16 protein-coding genes are annotated in these 18,464 nt (G+C 65.9%); all 16 read left to right on the top strand.

Features of this window, described 5'->3' with window-relative positions; genetic code table 11:
- Positions 1 to 23 precede the first annotated feature (23 nt).
- Complete coding sequence (locus MLE18_RS05865) at positions 24 to 899, top strand: C40 family peptidase (RefSeq protein WP_243368210.1); 876 nt, start codon at positions 24 to 26, stop codon at positions 897 to 899.
- Positions 900 to 972: 73 nt separating this feature from the next.
- Positions 973 to 2,136, top strand: coding sequence for a BaiN/RdsA family NAD(P)/FAD-dependent oxidoreductase (locus MLE18_RS05860; RefSeq protein ID WP_243368208.1), 1,164 nt, complete (start codon positions 973 to 975; stop codon positions 2,134 to 2,136).
- Positions 2,137 to 2,322: 186 nt separating this feature from the next.
- Entirely contained in the window at positions 2,323 to 3,507 is a 1,185-nt protein-coding gene (locus tag MLE18_RS05855) for an ATP-binding protein (protein ID WP_243368205.1), read from the top strand.
- A 4-nt stretch (positions 3,508 to 3,511) separates the two neighbouring features.
- Positions 3,512 to 3,763 (top strand): hypothetical protein, encoded by a 252-nt coding sequence (locus tag MLE18_RS05850; protein WP_243368202.1) that lies wholly within the window; start codon positions 3,512 to 3,514, stop codon positions 3,761 to 3,763.
- A gap of 91 nt (positions 3,764 to 3,854) precedes the next feature.
- Complete coding sequence (locus MLE18_RS05845; RefSeq protein ID WP_243368200.1) at positions 3,855 to 4,946, top strand: BMP family ABC transporter substrate-binding protein; 1,092 nt, start codon at positions 3,855 to 3,857, stop codon at positions 4,944 to 4,946.
- Positions 4,947 to 5,106: 160 nt separating this feature from the next.
- Positions 5,107 to 6,198 (top strand): BMP family ABC transporter substrate-binding protein, encoded by a 1,092-nt coding sequence (locus tag MLE18_RS05840; RefSeq protein ID WP_243368199.1) that lies wholly within the window; start codon positions 5,107 to 5,109, stop codon positions 6,196 to 6,198.
- Positions 6,199 to 6,368: 170 nt separating this feature from the next.
- Entirely contained in the window at positions 6,369 to 7,034 is a 666-nt protein-coding gene (locus MLE18_RS05835) for a hypothetical protein (protein WP_243368197.1), read from the top strand.
- 104 nt (positions 7,035 to 7,138) lie between these two features.
- Entirely contained in the window at positions 7,139 to 7,885 is a 747-nt protein-coding gene (locus tag MLE18_RS05830) for a hypothetical protein (protein ID WP_243368196.1), read from the top strand.
- Between the two features lie 2,552 nt (positions 7,886 to 10,437).
- Complete coding sequence (locus MLE18_RS05825; protein WP_243368195.1) at positions 10,438 to 11,088, top strand: type I phosphoribosyltransferase; 651 nt, start codon at positions 10,438 to 10,440, stop codon at positions 11,086 to 11,088.
- On the top strand, positions 11,085 to 12,587 hold the full coding sequence (locus tag MLE18_RS05820; RefSeq protein ID WP_243368193.1) for an ABC transporter ATP-binding protein: 1,503 nt from the start codon (positions 11,085 to 11,087) through the stop codon (positions 12,585 to 12,587). The genes MLE18_RS05825 and MLE18_RS05820 overlap by 4 nt, the downstream gene beginning before the upstream one ends.
- Positions 12,584 to 13,609, top strand: coding sequence for an ABC transporter permease (locus MLE18_RS05815; RefSeq protein ID WP_243368191.1), 1,026 nt, complete (start codon positions 12,584 to 12,586; stop codon positions 13,607 to 13,609). Before MLE18_RS05820 ends, MLE18_RS05815 begins: the two co-directional genes overlap by 4 nt.
- Positions 13,610 to 13,811: 202 nt before the next feature.
- Positions 13,812 to 14,729, top strand: coding sequence for an ABC transporter permease (locus MLE18_RS05810; RefSeq protein ID WP_243368189.1), 918 nt, complete (start codon positions 13,812 to 13,814; stop codon positions 14,727 to 14,729).
- A complete protein-coding gene (locus MLE18_RS05805) occupies positions 14,729 to 15,997 on the top strand; it encodes a M16 family metallopeptidase (protein ID WP_243368187.1) in 1,269 nt (422 codons plus the stop codon). The genes MLE18_RS05810 and MLE18_RS05805 overlap by 1 nt, the downstream gene beginning before the upstream one ends.
- Positions 15,994 to 16,551: a macro domain-containing protein gene (locus tag MLE18_RS05800; protein ID WP_243368185.1), complete on the top strand. Its 558-nt coding sequence runs from the start codon at positions 15,994 to 15,996 to the stop codon at positions 16,549 to 16,551. The genes MLE18_RS05805 and MLE18_RS05800 overlap by 4 nt, the downstream gene beginning before the upstream one ends.
- 11 nt (positions 16,552 to 16,562) lie before the next feature.
- Positions 16,563 to 17,102, top strand: a complete 540-nt coding sequence (gene hslV / locus MLE18_RS05795) for an ATP-dependent protease subunit HslV (RefSeq protein WP_243310459.1) — start codon at positions 16,563 to 16,565, stop codon at positions 17,100 to 17,102.
- On the top strand, positions 17,099 to 18,457 hold the full coding sequence (hslU, locus tag MLE18_RS05790; RefSeq protein ID WP_243368183.1) for an ATP-dependent protease ATPase subunit HslU: 1,359 nt from the start codon (positions 17,099 to 17,101) through the stop codon (positions 18,455 to 18,457). Before hslV ends, hslU begins: the two co-directional genes overlap by 4 nt.
- Positions 18,458 to 18,464 lie beyond the last annotated feature (7 nt).

Raw genomic sequence — 18,464 nt, 5'->3', positions numbered from 1 at the left:
TACTGCCATGCGGAGGACCCGGCATGGCAGTTGAAAAGACCCAGGCGCCCCACGCACCCTTCCAGCCCAGGCTGCAGCCCAGGCCCGTGGCGGTGCGCGGCTTCGCCCAGGCCCTGGAGGAGAGCATCCATCAGGCAGCTCCCCAGGCCCAGGCAGCCGGGAGCGTGGGTCAGTCCAGCCCCCCGCCGGCGCCCCTGTTGCTCCAAGCCCCCATGCCCAGGCACCTGCCCGGCAGCGCGACTCCCGCGCCGGAGCAGGCCGCAGCCGTCGCCCCGCTCGCGTCCCCCACTGTCACCACGCGCATCCAGAGCACCGAGGTGCGCACCGTCATCGAGCGCAAGCCCCCGGCCCCGCAGACCGCCGCCCAGTTCACCGAGTCCGACGAGGCCGCCCTCTCGGCCTGGAGCGCCTCCCAGCGGGTGAAGCCCCGCGCCCAGCGCCAAACCCAGGACCGCCCCCTGCCCACGGGCGTCAAAGGCGTCAACGAACTGGCGCTCTCCGACCCGCCCTCCCAGGTGGCCCGGGCTATGAACGCCAGCCCCGAGAGCCTGGCCGAAACCGCCTCCGCCCAGATCGGCAAACGCTACGCCGTGGGCGGCGAGAGCCCCAAGCGCGGCTTCGACTGCTCGGGCCTGACAAGCTACGTCTACGGTAAGGACGGCGTGGAGCTGCCCCGCAGCTCCCGCGAGCAGTTCCGCCACGGCCAGCCCGTGAACCGGGAGGATTTGCGCAAGGGCGACCTGGTGTTCTTCGGGAAGAAGGGCGTTCACCACGTGGGCATCTACCTGGAGGACGGCCGGTTCATCCACTCGGCCTCCTCGGGCAAGAGCGTCAGGGTGAGCTCCCTGGACGAGCCGGTCTGGAAGAACCAGTTCGCCGGGGCGCGCCGGGTGATCTGATCCCGCCTTTCCCCGGGCCTCTCCGCCCACCCCTCCCCTTGCCCGCCGGGCGGCGATGGCGTATCAAGGCCAGATGCTCGGATACGACGTCGTCATCATCGGCGCAGGGGCCTCGGGTCTGTTCTGCGCCCTCACCGCGGCCCGCAAGGGCTTGTCCGTGGCCGTCATCGACCACAACAACCAATCCGGGAAGAAGCTCAAGGTCACCGGCGGCGGCCGCTGCAACTTCGGCAACACCCGGGTGGGCCCTGAGAACTTCATCAGCGAGAATCCGCACTTCTGCGTCTCCGCCATCAGCCGCTTCGGCCCCCTGGCCTTCAAGGAATTCCTGGAGGACAACGGCCTGCACTCCGTGGAGGAGGACCACGGCCAGATGTTCTGCCGCGAGGGCGCGGTGGCCGTGGCCGACCTGCTGGAGAGGCTCTGCCGCGCGGCGGGCGTCTGCTTCTTCATGGGCGTGCGCATCAAGAACATCGAGCGCAACGGGGACTTCCGCGTCACGCACCCCGGCGGCACCATCCCCGGCAAGAAGCTGGTGGTGGCGGCGGGCGGCCTGGCCTGGCCGCAGGTGGGCTCCTCCTGCTTCGGCTACGGCGTGGCCGAGAACTTCGGGCTCCAGCTGGTGGAGCCGCGCCCCGCGCTCACGCCGTTGACCATGGGCCCCAGCTGGGCGCTCTCCTCCCTGTCGGGCCTCTCCCTGCCGGTGCGGGTCAGCTGCGGCGCCCAGTCCTTCGAGGAGGCCATGCTGTTCACGCACAAGGGGCTCTCCGGCCCGGCCATCCTGCAGATTTCCAACTACTGGCAGCCCGGCAAGCCCATCAGCGTCGACCTCTCCCCGGGCAACCCCGTGGACGAGGCCCTGGCCGCGGCGCGCACCACCAAGTCCCAGGTGAAGACGGTGGTCTCGCGCCTGCTGCCTTCCCGGCTGGCGTCGGCCGTCGTGCCGCCGGAGCTTTCGGCCAAGCCCGTGGCCCAGCTGCGCAAGGAGGAGGCCGCCATGCTCGCCAGGCGCATCGGCAACTGGGAGGTGACCCCCAAGGAGCTGGACGGCTACAAGAAGGCCGAGGTGACCGGGGGCGGCGTGAACACCAAGGGGCTCTCCTCCAAGACCATGGAGAGCCTCTGCTGCCCGGGGCTCTTCTTCATCGGCGAGATCGTGGACGTCACCGGGCACCTGGGCGGCTACAACCTGCACTGGGCCTGGGCCTCGGCCTACGCCGCCGGTCAGGCCCTCTAACAGCCTGTTGAAAAATTCCCGCTGGCTGGGTTGCCCCGAAAAAGTCAAACCCTCGCGTATGCCAACTACACATCGGCCTTGACTTTTTCGTGCGCCTTGCCTGCGGGCTTTTTGAACAGGCTGCAAAAGTCGATTTTTGCAACAGGCAGCTAAGCCGGGCAGCCGCCTCAGCGCCCCGGAGGGCCCATGGACGAGTACCTCCCCCTCTCCCAGCTGAACTATTTCCGCAACGAGATCGGGCTGGATGAATCCCGCCTGGCGGCCATCCGCCCCTACGCCGCCATGCTGACCGCCCACAGCGAAGCCGCCGGATCCTATCTGGGCGAGCTCTACCGCATGGTCATCCCCAAGCCACAGATGGAGATCATCACCGAGTATTTCGGCGGCACCCTGCAGGATTTCTGGTTCCGCTGGTACTCCCGCCTGTGGGACAGGCCCTGGGACGAGGACTTCCTGGCTGAGCTCTGGCGCCAGGGCGTCACCTCCGCGCGCATGGGCATCGACCTGCAGTACGTGATGCTGGGCGAGGTCAAGAGCCGCCAGCTCTTCCTGCGGGCCATCCGCGACGAGGTTCCCATGGAGATGCGCGCCCCCGTCGTCCTGGCCGTGAACGACCTGCTGGACCTGTGCCTGATCGTGCGCTCCAAGGGCCACGTGTACCACCGCTCCCACGTGGACCAGTCCCTGATGCAGGGCATCTTCCACCAGACCCGCAACCCTCTCACCGTGATCGGCGGCATGGCCACGCGCCTGGCCCGCAACGCTGACCCGGCGGTACGCGAGAGCGCGCACGCCATCCTGGACGAGGCCCTGCGCCTGGAGCGCATGACGCGCGACATCTCGACGCTGAACTCCATCGGCCTGTCCGAGCCTTCCATCGCCACGCTGGACGCTTCGGCCATGATCGGCGAGGCCCTGGAGGGCCTGCGCACCGGTCCCCTGTGGCCGCAAGGGCTCACGCCCGAGACCAGCCTGGACCCGGCCCACCCCACGCTCCAGGCCGATCCGTCCCTGCTGCGGGAGATCCTCAAGCAGGTGCTGGTCAACGCGCTGGAGGCCATGCCGCCCGAGGCTCCGGCCCTGCGCGTGGCCACCCGCGTGGACGCCGCCACGCCCTCGCACCTGAGCATCGTGGTCAGCGGCCCGGGCGCGCTCCCGCGGGACCAGGAGGTGGATGCGCTCTTCCTGCCCTTCAACTCCTCCAAGCCCCAGGGCACCGGCTTCGGCCTGCCCATCGCCCTGCTGGCGGCCCGCAAATGCCGGGGGCAGGTGAGCCTGGCCCAGACAGGGCAGGACGTGGCCTGCACCGTGAAGCTTCCCCTGGAACCCCAAACCTTCTACGCCGGGAACCCCCTCCGGCTGGACGCCTAGACACATGACAGAGAACAGTTGCGAGTCCTACTCCAGGCAGTACGCCCAGTTCGTGGCCAAGGAAGTGGTGAAGACCTCCACTGCCCACATCTTCGATGCCCTGCGCGCCGCGCTCGGCGCGCACTTCAAAGAGAACCCGGCCCCCGGCTGCGAAGCCCAGGCCGCCAAGGTGATGGAGATCCTCTCCGACGTGGAGTGCGCCTACTACAACGAGTTCAAGTTGCAGGAGGCGTTCGACGAGGTGCTGGAGAGGTAGTGATTCCCCCGTGCGGGATTTACAACCCCGTGGAAATCCGGCATCCAGTGCTGGTTTGCAACAATCCGACATTCACGTTCGAGGAGGCTCCATGAGCAGGCGTTTTCTGAGTGTTCTTTGCTGTCTGGCGGTTCTCGCCGTGCTGCCCGGCACGGCCATGGCCGCCAAGCTGAAGGTGGCGTTCGCGCTGGTCGGCACCGTCAACGACCAGGGCTGGAACTATGCCCATTACGTGGGCATCGAGAAGCTCAAGAAGCAGTTCGGCGACCAGATCGAGGTCAGCTACACCGAGAACGTGGGCGCTGCCGACGGCGAGCGCGTGTTCCGCCAGTACGCCCAGGACGGCTACAAACTGATCTTCGGCACCACCTTCGAGCACATGGACCCCATGCTCCAGGTCGCCAAGGACTTCCCCGACGTCTCCTTCGAGCACTGCTCCGGCTACAAGACCGCCCCCAACCTGGGCAACTACATGGCCCGCATCGAGCAGGGCGAGTACCTGGTGGGCTACATGGCGGGCCTGATGGGCTATACCAAGGTGGGCACCGTGGCCACCAACCCCATCCCCGAGCCCATCCGCGGCATCAACGCCTTCACCCACGGCCTGATGCGCGGGCTGGACGAATCCGGCACCAAGTACGACCCGGCCACCCTGAACACCGTTGTCTGGCTCAAGAGCTGGCGCGACCCCATCGGCGAGACCGCCATGAGCGAGGCCCTGGTGCAGCGCGGCTCCACCCTGATCCGCCAGATGGCCGACACCCCTGACGCCTCCCTGGCCGCCTGCGCCAAGGGCGTGCCCGCCATCGGCTACGGCGCGGACGCCGTGGAGTTCGGGGCCAAGTGCGTGCTGGTCTCCACCATCTGGAACTGGGGCGTCTATTACGAGAAGGCCGTGAAGGCCAAGCTGGACGGCACCTGGAAGCCCCAGGAGTGGTACGCCGGCTTCGACCAGGACGCCCTGCGCCTCTCCGCCTTCAACGAGAAGGTGCCCGCCCCCGTGCGCGAGAAGGTGCTGGCCGAGATGGAGAAGATGAAAAAGGGCGTGGACGATTCCTTCCTGGGCCCCATGACCGACCAGGAGGGCAAGGTGATGATCCCCGCCGGGCAGCGCGCCACGGACAAGGAACTCTACACCATGCGCTGGCTCTCCAAGGGCGTGAACGGCAAGCTGCCGGAATAACGGCCGCCTGCTTTATGCTCGCGACTTCCAAGGGAGGCCCTCCGGGGCCTCCCTTTTTTTCGGCCAGGCCCGCCCGTATCGGGCCGCCGTTTACAAGCGACGCCAAATGCTGCAACCAGAAGGGACCATACACCCAGGCGTCCCCCCCTCAGGAGGCTCCATGAGCACACCCTTCCCGCGCATCCTCGCCTGCTTGGCGCTGCTCGCCTTGCTTGCGTCCCCGGCCAGGGCCGCAGGGCTGAAGGTCGCCTTCGCCCTGCTCGGCACCGTCAACGACCAGGGCTGGAACTACGCCCACTACGAAGCCATCGAGAAGATCAAAAAGCAATTCGGCAACAAGATTGAGGTCAGCTACACCGAGAACGTGGGCGCTGGCGACGCCGAGCGCGTGCTCCGCCAGTACGCCCAGGACGGCTACAAGCTCATCTACGGCACCACCTTCGAGCACATGGACCCCATGCTCCAGGTCGCCAAGGACTTCCCCGACGTCTCCTTCGAGCACTGCTCCGGCTACAAGACCGCCCCCAACATGGGCAACTACATGGGGCGCATGGAGCAGGCCGACTACCTGGCTGGCTACATGGCCGGGCTCATGGGCTACGCCAAGGTGGGCACCGTGGCCACCAACCCCATCCCGGAGCCCATCCGCGGCATCAACGCCTTCACCCTGGGCCTGCTCAAGGGCCTCAAGGAATCAGGCACCGCGTTCGACCCCTCCAAGGTGAACACCGTGGCCTGGCTCAAGAGCTGGCGCGACCCCGTGGGCGAGACCACCCTGGCCGAAACCCTGGCCCAGCGCGGCTCCACCCTGATCCGCCAGATGGCCGACACGCCCGACAGCTCCCTGGCCGCCTGCGCCAAGGGCGTGCCCGCCATCGGCTACGGCGCGGACGCCGCCCGTTTCGGGGCCTCCTGCGTGCTGGTCTCCACCCTGTGGAACTGGAGCGGATTCTACGAGAAGTCGATACAGGCCAAGCTGGACGGCACCTGGAAGCCCCAGGAGTGGTACGGCGGGTTCGAGCAGGACGCCCTGCGCCTCTCCGAGTTCAACGCCAAGGTGCCCGCCTCCGTGCGGGAGAAGGTGCTGGCCGAGTTGGAGAAGATGAAGAAGGGCGTGGACGACTCCTTCCTGGGACCGGTCACGGACCAGCAAGGCAAGGTGATGATTCCCGAAGGCCAGAGGGCCACGGACAAGGAACTGCTGACCATGCGCTGGCTGACCAAGGGCGTGAACGGCAAGCTGCCTGACTAGAGCCCGAGAGAGGACTGTTCACAGGGGAGCCCCGCCGGGGGCTCCCTTTTTTTTAACTTTCTTCCCACATAGCCCTATGTGGGGTGAAATTTAAAACTACCTGCATACAATTCGGGGAATCTTGGCGCGGGACGCCAGGAAATAAACCACCCTCACAGGAGGACCCTCGAATGCTTCATTCCGTATCACCCGACGCCGGAAGACCCCGGCAGAGCTTCAAGGCCATCAAGCAAGGAATCATGACCATGCCCGGTATGGCTGAGCACCTTTGCGGCATCGACCTGGACGACGATGGCCAGCCGGATCTCTTCGTTCCCCAGCCAGGAGCCCCCTTCATCGGGTTCAGCCAGCCGCCGTTGAACGGTCGTGGGCAGCATCCCGCCGCGCGTGCGCATCGTGTTCGCAGGAAGAATGCCACGCTCCTGAGCACTCTGGCCGCCACCGACCCGCTGTTCGAACGCGTGTACCCGCTCGTCAAGGAGTACATCCGCCACCTTCCCGGCATGCTCGCTCAACACATGCTCGCCGCCGCGGACACGCACCCGGGCATGTTCCTGGAGCTCTACGAGCACATCCGCGACTTCGCCGAAACCGCCGGGCTGGCTTGCGCCCACAGGGTGGCCTCGCCCACGGGGGCGGGTTCCGGCCGCATGTTCCGGCCCGACAGCGCCTCACGCCCCAGTCCGCCGCACCTGGAAAGCGCGGGCAGCATCGACGACCGCCAGCCTGCCGCCACGCGCGGAGGCGAACTGGCCGAGCTCAAGGCGCGCGCCAGGTCGGGCAAGGCCCGCGACGGCGACCTGCTGCGCTACATCGAGCTGATGATGGGCACATAGCCGTCAGGTGTAAGCGCCTGCGTCCTTGGTTTGGATTCCGCCCGGCGGGAAAACCCGCCGGGCGGCACACGCAACACTCACCGCAATATACATGGGAGGTAACCATGTCAGACGATTGGAACCCTGAACTGAACAAAATGGCGGACGCCATTGAATTCAAGAACCCTTTCACGCTGGAGGGAACGCAGAGCGCCACCCCCGACCCACAGGACGGGAAGACGCCGCAGCCGGTCGCGCCGAATCAGCAGCCGGAGCAGAATGCCCCTCCCGGACAACAGAATGGCGAAGGCGCAGGCAAAGGCTTCACGCCGGACCAGGCCATGTTCGGGATGGCGCTGCTTGGTGGACAGGCAGGACAGCAGAACGGATTGGACATGGGGGCGATCAAGGACAAGGTGGGGGAGGCGTGGGAGAAGATGAAGGAGAATAAAGTACAGACGGCCTTTCAACTAGGGGGGGTCGCCAAGGCCGCAGACACCTATGGCAAATGGTACAAAGCGGCAACAACACAGCCGACGGATGCCTCCCCGCTCGGTGTCAAAATCATTGATACAAAGGATGAGGTTGAGTGGCGGTCCCGATCCCCCCAGGAAGTTGAACAAGGAGTTGGATCTGTTGCTTTGGCAACCGCAATTCCGACTGCAATTCAAACTCAAAATATAGGCTCAGGCAGCACTGCAGGATGGGTTGCTGGCGAGGTCCTCGCCAGACCTTTGCTGGAGAGAACCGAGACTCCCAAAAACCTCTACATCCGCAGGGGGGACATACAAAAGTTTGAGCAGGGCTTGGCTGATTACGGGAAGGCCGCTGAATCTTTTAGGGATGAGAATAACAAGCCCTATTGGGACTAGCTGTAATCTCAGAGAGGGCATTGCAATGAAGCAACGCCCTCTTTCACCAACAACGCCCTTCAAGTATTCGAGGAATCGCACCCCATGCAGCAGCACTCAGCAAAAAATACCACCTCACATCGCGCCAAAATTTATCTGGTCCGCTCTTAATTTTCTCGGGCATAACAACTCCAAAAAAGCATCTGCAGAACAGTGGGAGTTAACATCTGGGCAGGAAAAAGAACATATAGAGTATGATCGCGGCCAGGACTCCCTCAATCGCTTGATGGATCCAGTGGGCATACCGCTTTACTTCATCATCCGGGTACATCAACCACTTATACATGCCACCCAAACCCCCACTTAAATAATGCATACACGACTGCGATCGGCGCATTGGCGATCAGCAGCTTCACCCCTTCAATAGCCAACGCGTGGCACAAAGCACGACGGTTCATTGCTCACCTCACGACTCACAGGATAAGCCTTGCCCTACCAAGCCCCGGCCGGAAGGCCGAAAGTGGCTGCGCGGCAACGCGCAGTTCGATGATGCTTATACCATTACACATAATTCATTGCAACAACTGACAGCCCTCTGCTAGGAGACATCAAAATTGTCGGAAGCAATGCTGAAGTCGAATGGCGCCCCAACACGCCCCAGGAGATCGCCCGAGGGGCCGCTCACGCGGGGTTGTGGACAAATGCCCTGACAACTGCCGGGACCGGCAGCATCAGTAACGGCGGAGTAGCCCAGTTTGTAGTCGAAGACCTTACCGCACCGTGGGTGTTGAAACACACAGAGACACCGAAGGATTTCTATATCCGCAGATCGGACTTGCAACGATCCGAGCAGGACAGAATTGCGAACAATTCCCGGGTGGATTCAATCCGGGAGGAGAACAACAAGCCCTACTGGGACTAGTGCAGCCAAAAGCATGGGGGCATGGCAGAACATGCCCTCATTTTACTTGCACTTACCATTAATCAGCATGTTGACGCTGCCCCAGAATACCGTGGACATCCATAAATACGTAAATACATCATACCAGAATCTCTTGCCAGGAGTCAGTTCTTTTCTGTTCACAGGATACCTCAAATAAACATATTACGGAATAAAACAGCCAGGATACACAAGCCCCACAAAAAGAAAAGTTAACCCCATGATACACCCTATGGTTTCCCTTATTATACGACACTGTTTCTCCACGTCTTCCTCGGGAGAAATCAACCACTTAAACATGACAACCCACCTACACTTTTAATGTTATGTAGACTGCCGCAATCACCGCATTGGCGATCAGCAGCTTCACCCCTTCAATAGCCAACGCGTGGCACAAAGCGCGACGGTTCATTGCTCACCTCACGACTCACAGGATAAGCCTTGCCCTACCAAGCCCCGGACGGTGGCCGGAACTGGCTGCGCGGGAACGCGCAGTTCGATTACACTTATACCATTGTACATAATTCATTGCAACAACTGGCAGCCCCTAGCCAGAAGTCATCAAAATTGTCGGAGGCACTGCTGAAGTCGAATGGCGCCCCAACACTCCTCAGGAGATCGCCCGAGGGGCCGCTCACGCGGGGTTGTGGGCGAATGCCCTGACGTCAGTCGGGAGGGGAAGCATCAGTAACGGCGGAGTAGCCCAGTTTGTAGTCGAGGATGTTGCCGCGCCGTTGCTGCTGAAATACATGGATACACCGAAGGATTTCTATATCCGCAGATCGGACTTGCAACGCTCCGAGCAAGAGAGAATTGCGAACAACTCCCGGGTGGATTCAATCCGGGAGGAGAACAACAAACCCTACTGGGACTAATGCAGCCAGAAGCATGGGGGCATGGCAGAACATGCCCCCCTTCACTTGCACTTACCACTGATCAATATCGGTATAGCAAGCCAAAGCACTACAGAAACCAAAAAATAAACAGACGTGTCGTACCAAAACCTGCCTACCGGGGACATTTCTTTCCGGCTCACGCTTCACCTCCATTCACTATCAATGCAACATTAACATTTTGGATAAATATACCAGATACAAAGCAACACAACCCACATTGTATTTTTGACAATACGTGATATTTTCTGACAGTATACATCCACTTCGTCATCCGTGTACATCAACCACTTATGCATTTCAACCAAACCTCCATTTGATTAATGCATACACGACTGCGATCGGCGCATTGGCGATCAGCAGCTTCACCCCTTCAATAGCCAACGCGTGGCACAAAGCGCGACGGTTCATTGCTCACCTCACGACTCACAGAATAAGCCTTGCCTTCCAAGCCCCGGACGGGAGGCCGGAGCTGGCTGCGCGGCAACGCGCAGTTCGATTTCGCCTATACCGTTTTGCATAATTTATAGCAACAGCCACAACACTCTCAGCCAGGGCAGCCATCCCGAGCGCGCCCTCTCGCGCCGACTCCCCCCCGCCGCCCAAAATTTTCTCGCCAGCCCGCCCCCAGCGTCCCCTATCCCCTTTACATCCTCCCCGCCGTTTCATAGGACCCGGCAGGACCTTGCGCGCCCCCGCGCGCCCGGCCCTCAAGCACGCGATCATCGAGAGAGGCCCGTATGCACTACGAACGCCCCGTGCGCGAATCCGGCGAGAAGTACACGCTGCGCGTGGAAGGCCTGGATTACGACATTCTGCTGCCCTACGTCTGGCTGCCCGCCGACGGCGGCGAGGTGCGCATCGCCTCGCTGGACCTGGTGGGCCAGACCCGCCTCAACCAGGACATGGGCCGCCTGCTGGCCGCCAAGCTGCGCCCCCTGCTGGCAGGCGGCAAGAAAGTGGCCATCCTCGCCGCCGTGGAGAAGGCACTGCAGCTGGCCCAGGTCACCGCACAGGAGCTGGGCCTGGACGAGATCGCCGTGGCCCACAACCGCGTGAAGCCGCACATGGAGCCTGGCAAGCGCCCCGTGATCCAGGTGGGCGCGGACTCCATCACCAGCGGGGACAAGTTCCTGGCCCTCTACGAGCGCTCGCTCTCCATCGTCACCGAGGCCGTGGACGGCATCATCCTCTTCGATGACGTGATATCCACCGGCTCCACCATGCTGGCCATGCAGGCCCTGGTGGAGCAGGCCGCCCGCTTCGCCCGCCTGGAGCAGGCCCCGCCCATCCTGGCCATGGCCTGCGCTGCCGTTGAAGGCACGCCCGCCCTGCGTCCCCTGGTCTACCTGACCAGCCTGCCCACCCCCGTGAAGCGCGAGGCCTCATGAGCCTGAACCTGGAACTGGTGAACATCACCAAGCGCTTCGGGCCCACCCTGGCCAACGACCACGTGAGCCTCACCGCCCACGGCGGGGAGATCCACGCCCTGCTGGGCGAGAACGGGGCGGGCAAGTCCACGCTGATGTCCATCCTCTCGGGGCGCTACCAGCCCGACGAGGGCGAGATACGCCTCTCCGGGGAGCCGGTGCGCTTCACCTCCCCCGCGCACGCCCTGGCCAGGGGCGTGGGCATGGTGCACCAGCGCTTCATGCTGGTGGACGCCTTCACCGTGGCCGAGAACGTCTGCCTGGCCGCCGGGGGCTCCGCCATGCTGGACCTCAAGGCCGAGGCCGCGCGCATCCGCGAGCTCTCCGACCGCTTCGGCCTGGACGCCGACCCGGACCGCCCGGTGCACACCCTCTCCATGGGCGAGCGCCAGCGCGTGGAGATCCTGAAGCTCCTGCGCCAGGGCGCGCGCGTGCTCATCTTCGACGAGCCCACCTCCGTGCTGACCCCAACCGAGATCGAGCGTTTCTGCCAGGTGCTCAAGACCCTGCGCCAGGAGGGCCGGGCCATCGTCTTCATCACCCACAAGCTGGAGGAGGCCCTGGAGCTTTCCGACCGCATCTCCATCCTGCGCAGGGGCAGGCTGGTGGCCCATACGACTCCCGCCGAAGCGGGAGGCAAGCGCAATCTGGCGCGCATGATGGTGGGCCGCGAGGTGATCTTCGCCATCGACAAGCCCCCTGTGGAGCCCGGCCCCGAGGTGCTGCGCCTGGATGGCCTCACCGGCGGCGGCAGCGATCCCGCCCGCCCGGCCTTCTCGGGCGTTGACCTGACGCTAAGGCGCGGCGAGGTGCTGGCCGTGGTGGGCGTGGCGGGCAACGGCCAGACCGAGCTGGCGGAAGCCCTGGCCGGGCTGGCTCCGCTCACGGCCGGGAGCGTCGCCTTCGATGGCGCGCGCCACGAGGCCAAAGCCTGGACCGACGCCCCGAAAGACTCCCTGGCCTACGTGCCCGAGGACCGCCACCACGAGGGCAGCGTGCCCGAGCTCTCCATGACCCACAATTTCCTGCTGACCCGGCTCTCGGCGTTCACGCGCGGCCTGCTCCTGGACTGGACCGGGGGGGCCGAGGCCACGCGGAAGGCCATCGAGCGCTTCGCCATCAAGGCCGAGGGGCCGCAACAGCCCTCCGGCGAACTCTCCGGCGGCAATCTGCAGAAGCTCCTGCTGGCGCGCGAACTGAGCCGCCTGCCGAGCGTGCTCGTGGTGCAGCAGCCCACCCAGGGCCTGGACATCGGCGCGTCCGAGGACGTCTGGAAGAGCCTGTTGGAGGCCCGCGAGCACGCCGGGGTGCTGCTCGTCACAGGCGACCTCACCGAGGCCCTGACCCTGGCGGACCGGGTGGCCGTGATCTTCGCAGGGCGGATACTCGGCGTGGCCGACGTCTCCGACCCGGACCAGGTGGCCCGCATCAGCCCCATGATGGCGGGGGTGCGCCAATGAGCTGGCAGCGGGCCATGAATTCTCGGGCCATCGCCCTGTGGGCCTTCGCCCTGGCCGTGCCCCTGCTGGCCGGGGCCGCCGTCTTCGCCGTCATGGGCGCGGACCCGCTGGCCGCCTACTCCGTGATGTTCCAGGGGGCCTTCGGCTCCTGGGGGCGCTTCTCGGAGGTGCTGGTCAAGGCTTCGGCGCTCTCGCTCACGGGCCTGGCCGTGATCCTGGCGGCGCGCATGAACCTCTGGAACATCGGCTGCGAGGGCCAGCTGGTCATGGGCGCGGTGTTCGCCACGGCCGCCGCCCTGAACCTGGGCGACACCCTGCCCCCCGCCCTGATGCTGCCCTGCGCGGCACTGTGCGGCATGGCCGGGGGGGCGGTGTGGGCCTCGGGCCCGGCCTGGCTGCGCTCCCGCCTGGGCGTGAGCGAGATCATCACCACGCTCCTGCTCAACTACGTGGCCATTGCGCTCATGGAGCACCTCTATTTCGGCGTCTGGCGCGACCCGGCTGGCTTCGGCTTCCCCGGCACGGCCATGTTCGCCGAGGCCGCCCGGCTGCCGCGCCTGACGGGCACCCGCGTGCATCCGGGCCTGCTGGCCGGCATCGCTGGCGCGGTCCTGCTGGCCTGGGCCCTGGCCAAGACCCGCTGGGGCTACGAGCTGACCGTCATGGGCCTTGGCCCCAAGGCGGCCTCCTACGCTGGCATGAACGCCGCGCGCCGGGGCTTCTGGGTGCTCCTGTTCTCCGGGGCCATCGCCGGGCTTGCGGGCATGGCCGAGGTCACGGGCATCCACTACCGCCTGCAACAAGGCGTGGCCGTGGGCTACGGCTACGACGGCGTGATCGTGGCCTGCCTGGCCCGGCTGCACCCGGCCCTGGCCACACCGGCGGCCGTGGTGCTGGCGGCGGTGCTGGTGGGCGGCGAATACCTGCAGACGAAGATGCGCCTGCCCTCGGCGGCCAGCCTGGTCATCGAGGCGGCCCTGCTCCTGAGCCTGCTCTGGCTCCAGGTCAGGAAGAAGCGCTGACCGCCCGCGACGAAGTCCCCGCTGGCTTCGTTGCGAAGCAAAGCCAAACCCTCGCGTATGCCGGATACGCATCGGCCTTGGCTTTCTCCCGCACCTTGCCGGCGTGTCCCCGGCATGGACGGCTGATACCTGGCGGCAGCCAGTCAGGCTCTGCCGCCGGAACTTGGAAACGACGCCACGGCGTGATAACAGGCACCGCACAATGAACGACTTCGCATTCCTGCTCTCGCTGACCCTCAAATCCTCCATGGCCGTGCTGCTGGCAGCCCAGGGCGAGGTGCTCTCTGAGCGCGCCGGGGTCATCAACCTGGGGCAGGAGGGCATGATGCTCATGGGGGCCTTCATCGGCTACCTGGTGGGCTACCTCACGGGCAACGCGGCCCTGGCCTTCGCCGCCGCCGGGCTCGTGGGCTCCCTGCTGGCCTGCCTGCACGGCTTCTTCGCCATCCGCCTGGGCGCCAACCAGCTGCTCTCGGGCATCGCGCTTTCCATCCTGGGCGCTGGGCTGGCCAACTTCATGGGCCGCGGCTTCATCGGCAAGCCCGGGCTTCGCGTGGGCGAGTGGCCCATCCCCGTGCTCTCCGACCTGCCCCTGGTGGGCAAGGCCGTGTTCGGCCAGAACGCGCTGGTCTACGTGGCCGTGGCCGTCACCGTGGTCATGTGGTTCGCGCTTTCGCGCACGCGCTGGGGCCTCACCGTGCGCGCCTGCGGCGAGAACCCCACCGCCGCCGACGCCATGGGCGCGCCCGTGGTGCGCACACGCTTCACGGCCGTGGCTCTGGGCGGTTTTCTCTCCGGCATGGCCGGAGGCTACCTATCGCTGGTTTTCACCCCCGGCTGGAAGGAGGGCATCTCCGCCGGGCAGGGCTGGATCGCCGTGGCCATCGTCATCTTCTCGGGCTGGCGTCCCCTGGGCGCGCTGGCCGGGGCGCTGTTCTTCGGGTTCCTCTCGGCGCTGCAGTTCTTCTCGCAGGCCACGGGCTACAACGTGGTGCCGCTGTACATACTGCGCATCCTGCCTTACGTGCTGACCATCCTCACCCTGAGCTTCGCCGCCGCCCTGGGCAGGCGTGGGCGCGCGCCCGCCGGGCTCGGCAAACCCTTCTTCCGCGAGCACTGATGACACCCCCCTACGACCACCGCCTGCGCGTGCTGGACAACGGCCTGCGCCTGGCCACCGAGCGTCTGCCGGACTCCAAGAGCGTGAGCTTCGGCATCTGGATCGAATCCGGCTCCCGCAACGAGACCCCTGCCCAGGAGGGCATGGCCCACCTCTGGGAGCACCTGGCCTTCAAGGGCACCGAGCGCCGCAGCGCCCTGGACATCGCCAAGGCCCTGGACCTCTTCGGCGGCCAGTCCAACGCCTTCACCAGCCGGGAACACACCTGCTTCCACACCCGCGTGGTGGACACCCACCTCAGCGACGCCCTGGAGATCCTGGCGGAACTTGCGCTGGCGCCCACGCCCTCCGAGGATGACCTGGCCAAGGAGAAGGACGTGGTGCTCCAGGAGATCGCCATGGTGGAGGACGATCCGGAGGACAGCCTGATGGAGTCCTTCTGGCAGGCCAGCTGGCCCGGCGGCAGCGAGGCCCACTCCATCCTGGGCCGCCCCGAGACGGTGCGCGGCTTCACCCTGGAGGCGCTCGACGCCTGGCGCGCGGACCACTACCGCCCCCAGAGCATGCTGGTGGCCGCCGCCGGAGGCATCGACCACGACGGATTCCATGAGCTCGCGGCCCGGCTGTTCGGCTCCCTCGAACGCGGCGCCGCGCCCAAGGCCCCCCCGGCCGGGACGTTCGCCCCGGTGCGCTCCCTCAAGGAGCGCGACTGCGAACAGAGCCACGTGACCCTCAGCTTCGAGGCCATGGGCGCGTCCGACGAGCGCCGCTTCACCCTGGGCGTGCTCAACGCCATCCTGGGGGGCAACATGTCCTCGCGCCTCTTCCAGGAGATCCGCGAGCGCCGGGGCCTGGCCTACACGGTCTACTCCTTCGCCAACACCATGCGCACCCAGGGCATGCTCCAGCTCTACGCCGCCGTGGAGCCGGAGCGCACCGGCGAACTGCTGGAGGCCCTGCGCGGCGAACTGGAGCGACTGGCCGGTGGCGACGTGACACCCGCCGAACTGGAGCACGCCCGCGACCACCTGCTCTCCGTGCTGTATCTTTCGCTGGAGTCCAGCGAGGACCGCATGTCCCGCCTGGCCCGCAACCACCTGCTCCTGGGCCGCTTCGTCTCCCCCGAGGAGACGGCCTCCCGCTTCGAGGCCGTGACCCTGGAGGACGTGCGCGAGCTGGCCGCCGCCATCCTCAACCCATCCCGGGCGGGCCTGGGCATCCTGGCCCCGGGGATCGACCCCGCCTGGGCCGAGGCATTCAACCCATGAACGCCGCGGAATCCGCCGTCTTCACCGTCGGGGAGGGGACCCTGCGCATCGCCCGGGGGGACATCGCCTCCTGGCCCGCGCAGGCCGTGGTCAACGCCGCCAACGCCCACCTGGCCGGGGGCTCCGGCGTGGACGGGGCCATCCACAGCGCTGCGGGGCCCATGCTGCCCGCCGCCTGCCGGGAGATCATCGCCCGGCGCGGCCCCCTGAAGGCCGGGGAAGCCGAGCTGACCCCGGGGTTCGAGATGGCCGCGCAGTACATCCTGCACGCCGTCGGCCCCATCTGGCGCGGCGGGAGCCAGGGCGAGCCCGAGGCCCTGGCCAGGGCCTACCGCTCCTGCCTGGCGCTCTGCCGCGAGCACGGCATCGTCTCCGTGGCCTTCCCGGCCATCAGTTGCGGGGCCTACGGCTACCCCGTGGAGCAGGCCATGCCCATCGCCCTGAAGGAGGTTGCCGAGGGTCTCAAACGCGGCGACACCCAGGAGGCGGCCATGGTGCTCTACTCCGCCCAAGCCTATGAAACCTGGCTGGCTTTCGCCCGCCGCACACTCTAGGAACCTATCCCATGGACATTCACGGAACCACCATATTGGCCGTGCGCGACGCCTCCGGCGTGGCCATGGCCGGGGACGGCCAGGTCACCTTCGGGCAGGCCGTGGCCATGAAGCACACCGCCCGCAAGGTGCGCCGCCTCTACAAGGACCGCGTGCTGGCCGGGTTCGCCGGGTCCACCGCCGACGCCTTCACCCTGTTCGAGCGCTTCGAGGCCAAGCTGGAGGAGTTCTCCGGCAACCTGACCCGCGCCGCCGTGGAGCTCGCCAAGGACTGGCGCAAGGACAAGTTCCTGCGCCGCCTGGAGGCCATGCTCCTGGTGGCCGACGCCTCGGCCGTGCTCATCCTCACCGGCGCGGGCGACGTGATCGAACCCGACGACGGCGTGGCCGCCATCGGCTCCGGGGGCTCCTACGCCCTGGCCGCCGCCCGGGCCCTGACCCGCAACACCGAGCTCCCCGCCGCCGAAGTGGCCCGCAAGGCCATGGACATCGCCGCCGAGCTGTGCGTGTTCACCAACAACAATATCGTCCTGGAGACCGTGAACGCATGAGCACCCTGACCCCCAGGGAGATCGTCTCGGAGCTGGACCGCTACATCGTGGGCCAGAACGCGGCCAAGCGCATGGTGGCCATCGCCATGCGCAACCGCTGGCGCCGCCAGCAGATCGACCCCGCCCTGCGCGACGAGATCGCTCCCAAGAATATCCTGATGATCGGGCCCACCGGGGTGGGCAAGACCGAGATAGCCCGCCGCCTGGCCAAGCTGGCCGGGTGCCCCTTCCACAAGGTGGAGGCCACCAAGTACACCGAGGTGGGCTACATGGGCCGCGACGTGGAGTCCATGGTCCGCGACCTCATGGAGATCGGCGTGCAGCTGATCCGCCAGGAGGAGTCCGGCAAGGTGCGCGTGAAGGCCGAGAAGGCCGCCGAAGAACGCCTGCTGGACCTGCTGCTCCCCCCCTCCATGCGCCCGCAGAGCGGCTACTACGCCGACGCCCTGCCCCAGGCGGGCGCGGAGGAGGCCGGGTCCACCCGCGACAAGCTGCGCCAGCTCTGGCGCAAGGGCGCGCTGGACGACAAGCAGGTGGAGATGGAGGTGGCCATGCCCTCCCCCAGCGTGGAGATCATGGCCATGCCCGGCATGGAGGAGATCGGCGGCCAGTTCAAGGACATGTTCTCCAAGGTGTTCCCGCAGAAGAAGAAGACCCGCAAGCTCTCCGTGCGCGACGCCTACGAGCTGCTCATCACCGAGGAGTCCGAGAAGCTGGTGGACATGGACAAGGTCTCCGAGTCCGCCAGGGAGCGCGTGGAGCAGACCGGCATCCTGTTCATCGACGAGATCGACAAGATCTGCGGCCGCGACGGCAAGGGCGGCTCCGGTCCGGACGTCTCCCGCGAGGGCGTGCAGCGCGACCTGCTGCCCGTGGTGGAAGGCTGCGTGGTGAACACCAAGTACGGCATGGTCAAAACGGACCACATCCTGTTCATCGCCGCCGGCGCCTTCCACTTCTCCAAGCCCTCGGACCTGGTGCCCGAGCTGCAGGGCCGCTTCCCGCTGCGCGTGGAGCTCTCCGCCCTGGGCAAGGAGGACTTCCTGCGCATCCTCACCGAACCGCAGAACTCCCTGACCACCCAGTACGCCGCCCTGCTGGCCACCGAGAACGTCACCGTCACCTTCACGCCCGACGGGCTGGAGGAGATGGCCGTCTTCGCCCAGAAGGTCAACGAGGAGACCGAGAACATCGGCGCGCGCAGGCTCTACACCATCATGGAGACCATCGTGCAGGACCTCTCCTTCGAGGCCCCGGACCGCAGCGGCGAGAGCGTCGCCATCGACCGGGAATACGTGCGCGATAAATTGAAGGACGTGGCCGAGGATCGCGACCTCAGCCGTTACATCCTCTAGAGGACAC

The organism is Fundidesulfovibrio soli, from assembly GCF_022808695.1.
Taxonomy (GTDB): Bacteria; Desulfobacterota; Desulfovibrionia; order Desulfovibrionales; family Desulfovibrionaceae; genus Fundidesulfovibrio; species Fundidesulfovibrio soli.
This window is presented reverse-complemented; position numbering and strand designations above follow the sequence as displayed.

What these genes read in the sequence shown, in the direction of transcription:
- MLE18_RS05865 (WP_243368210.1), top strand. Translation starts at nt 24, where the DNA reads ATGGCAGTTGAAAAGACCCAGGCGCCCCACGCACCCTTCCAGCCCAGG.
- MLE18_RS05860 (WP_243368208.1), top strand. Translation starts at nt 973, where the DNA reads ATGCTCGGATACGACGTCGTCATCATCGGCGCAGGGGCCTCGGGTCTG.
- MLE18_RS05855 (WP_243368205.1), top strand. Translation starts at nt 2,323, where the DNA reads ATGGACGAGTACCTCCCCCTCTCCCAGCTGAACTATTTCCGCAACGAG.
- MLE18_RS05850 (WP_243368202.1), top strand. Translation starts at nt 3,512, where the DNA reads ATGACAGAGAACAGTTGCGAGTCCTACTCCAGGCAGTACGCCCAGTTC.
- MLE18_RS05845 (WP_243368200.1), top strand. Translation starts at nt 3,855, where the DNA reads ATGAGCAGGCGTTTTCTGAGTGTTCTTTGCTGTCTGGCGGTTCTCGCC.
- MLE18_RS05840 (WP_243368199.1), top strand. Translation starts at nt 5,107, where the DNA reads ATGAGCACACCCTTCCCGCGCATCCTCGCCTGCTTGGCGCTGCTCGCC.
- MLE18_RS05835 (WP_243368197.1), top strand. Translation starts at nt 6,369, where the DNA reads ATGCTTCATTCCGTATCACCCGACGCCGGAAGACCCCGGCAGAGCTTC.
- MLE18_RS05830 (WP_243368196.1), top strand. Translation starts at nt 7,139, where the DNA reads ATGTCAGACGATTGGAACCCTGAACTGAACAAAATGGCGGACGCCATT.
- MLE18_RS05825 (WP_243368195.1), top strand. Translation starts at nt 10,438, where the DNA reads ATGCACTACGAACGCCCCGTGCGCGAATCCGGCGAGAAGTACACGCTG.
- MLE18_RS05820 (WP_243368193.1), top strand. Translation starts at nt 11,085, where the DNA reads ATGAGCCTGAACCTGGAACTGGTGAACATCACCAAGCGCTTCGGGCCC.
- MLE18_RS05815 (WP_243368191.1), top strand. Translation starts at nt 12,584, where the DNA reads ATGAGCTGGCAGCGGGCCATGAATTCTCGGGCCATCGCCCTGTGGGCC.
- MLE18_RS05810 (WP_243368189.1), top strand. Translation starts at nt 13,812, where the DNA reads ATGAACGACTTCGCATTCCTGCTCTCGCTGACCCTCAAATCCTCCATG.
- MLE18_RS05805 (WP_243368187.1), top strand. Translation starts at nt 14,729, where the DNA reads ATGACACCCCCCTACGACCACCGCCTGCGCGTGCTGGACAACGGCCTG.
- MLE18_RS05800 (WP_243368185.1), top strand. Translation starts at nt 15,994, where the DNA reads ATGAACGCCGCGGAATCCGCCGTCTTCACCGTCGGGGAGGGGACCCTG.
- hslV (WP_243310459.1), top strand. Translation starts at nt 16,563, where the DNA reads ATGGACATTCACGGAACCACCATATTGGCCGTGCGCGACGCCTCCGGC.
- hslU (WP_243368183.1), top strand. Translation starts at nt 17,099, where the DNA reads ATGAGCACCCTGACCCCCAGGGAGATCGTCTCGGAGCTGGACCGCTAC.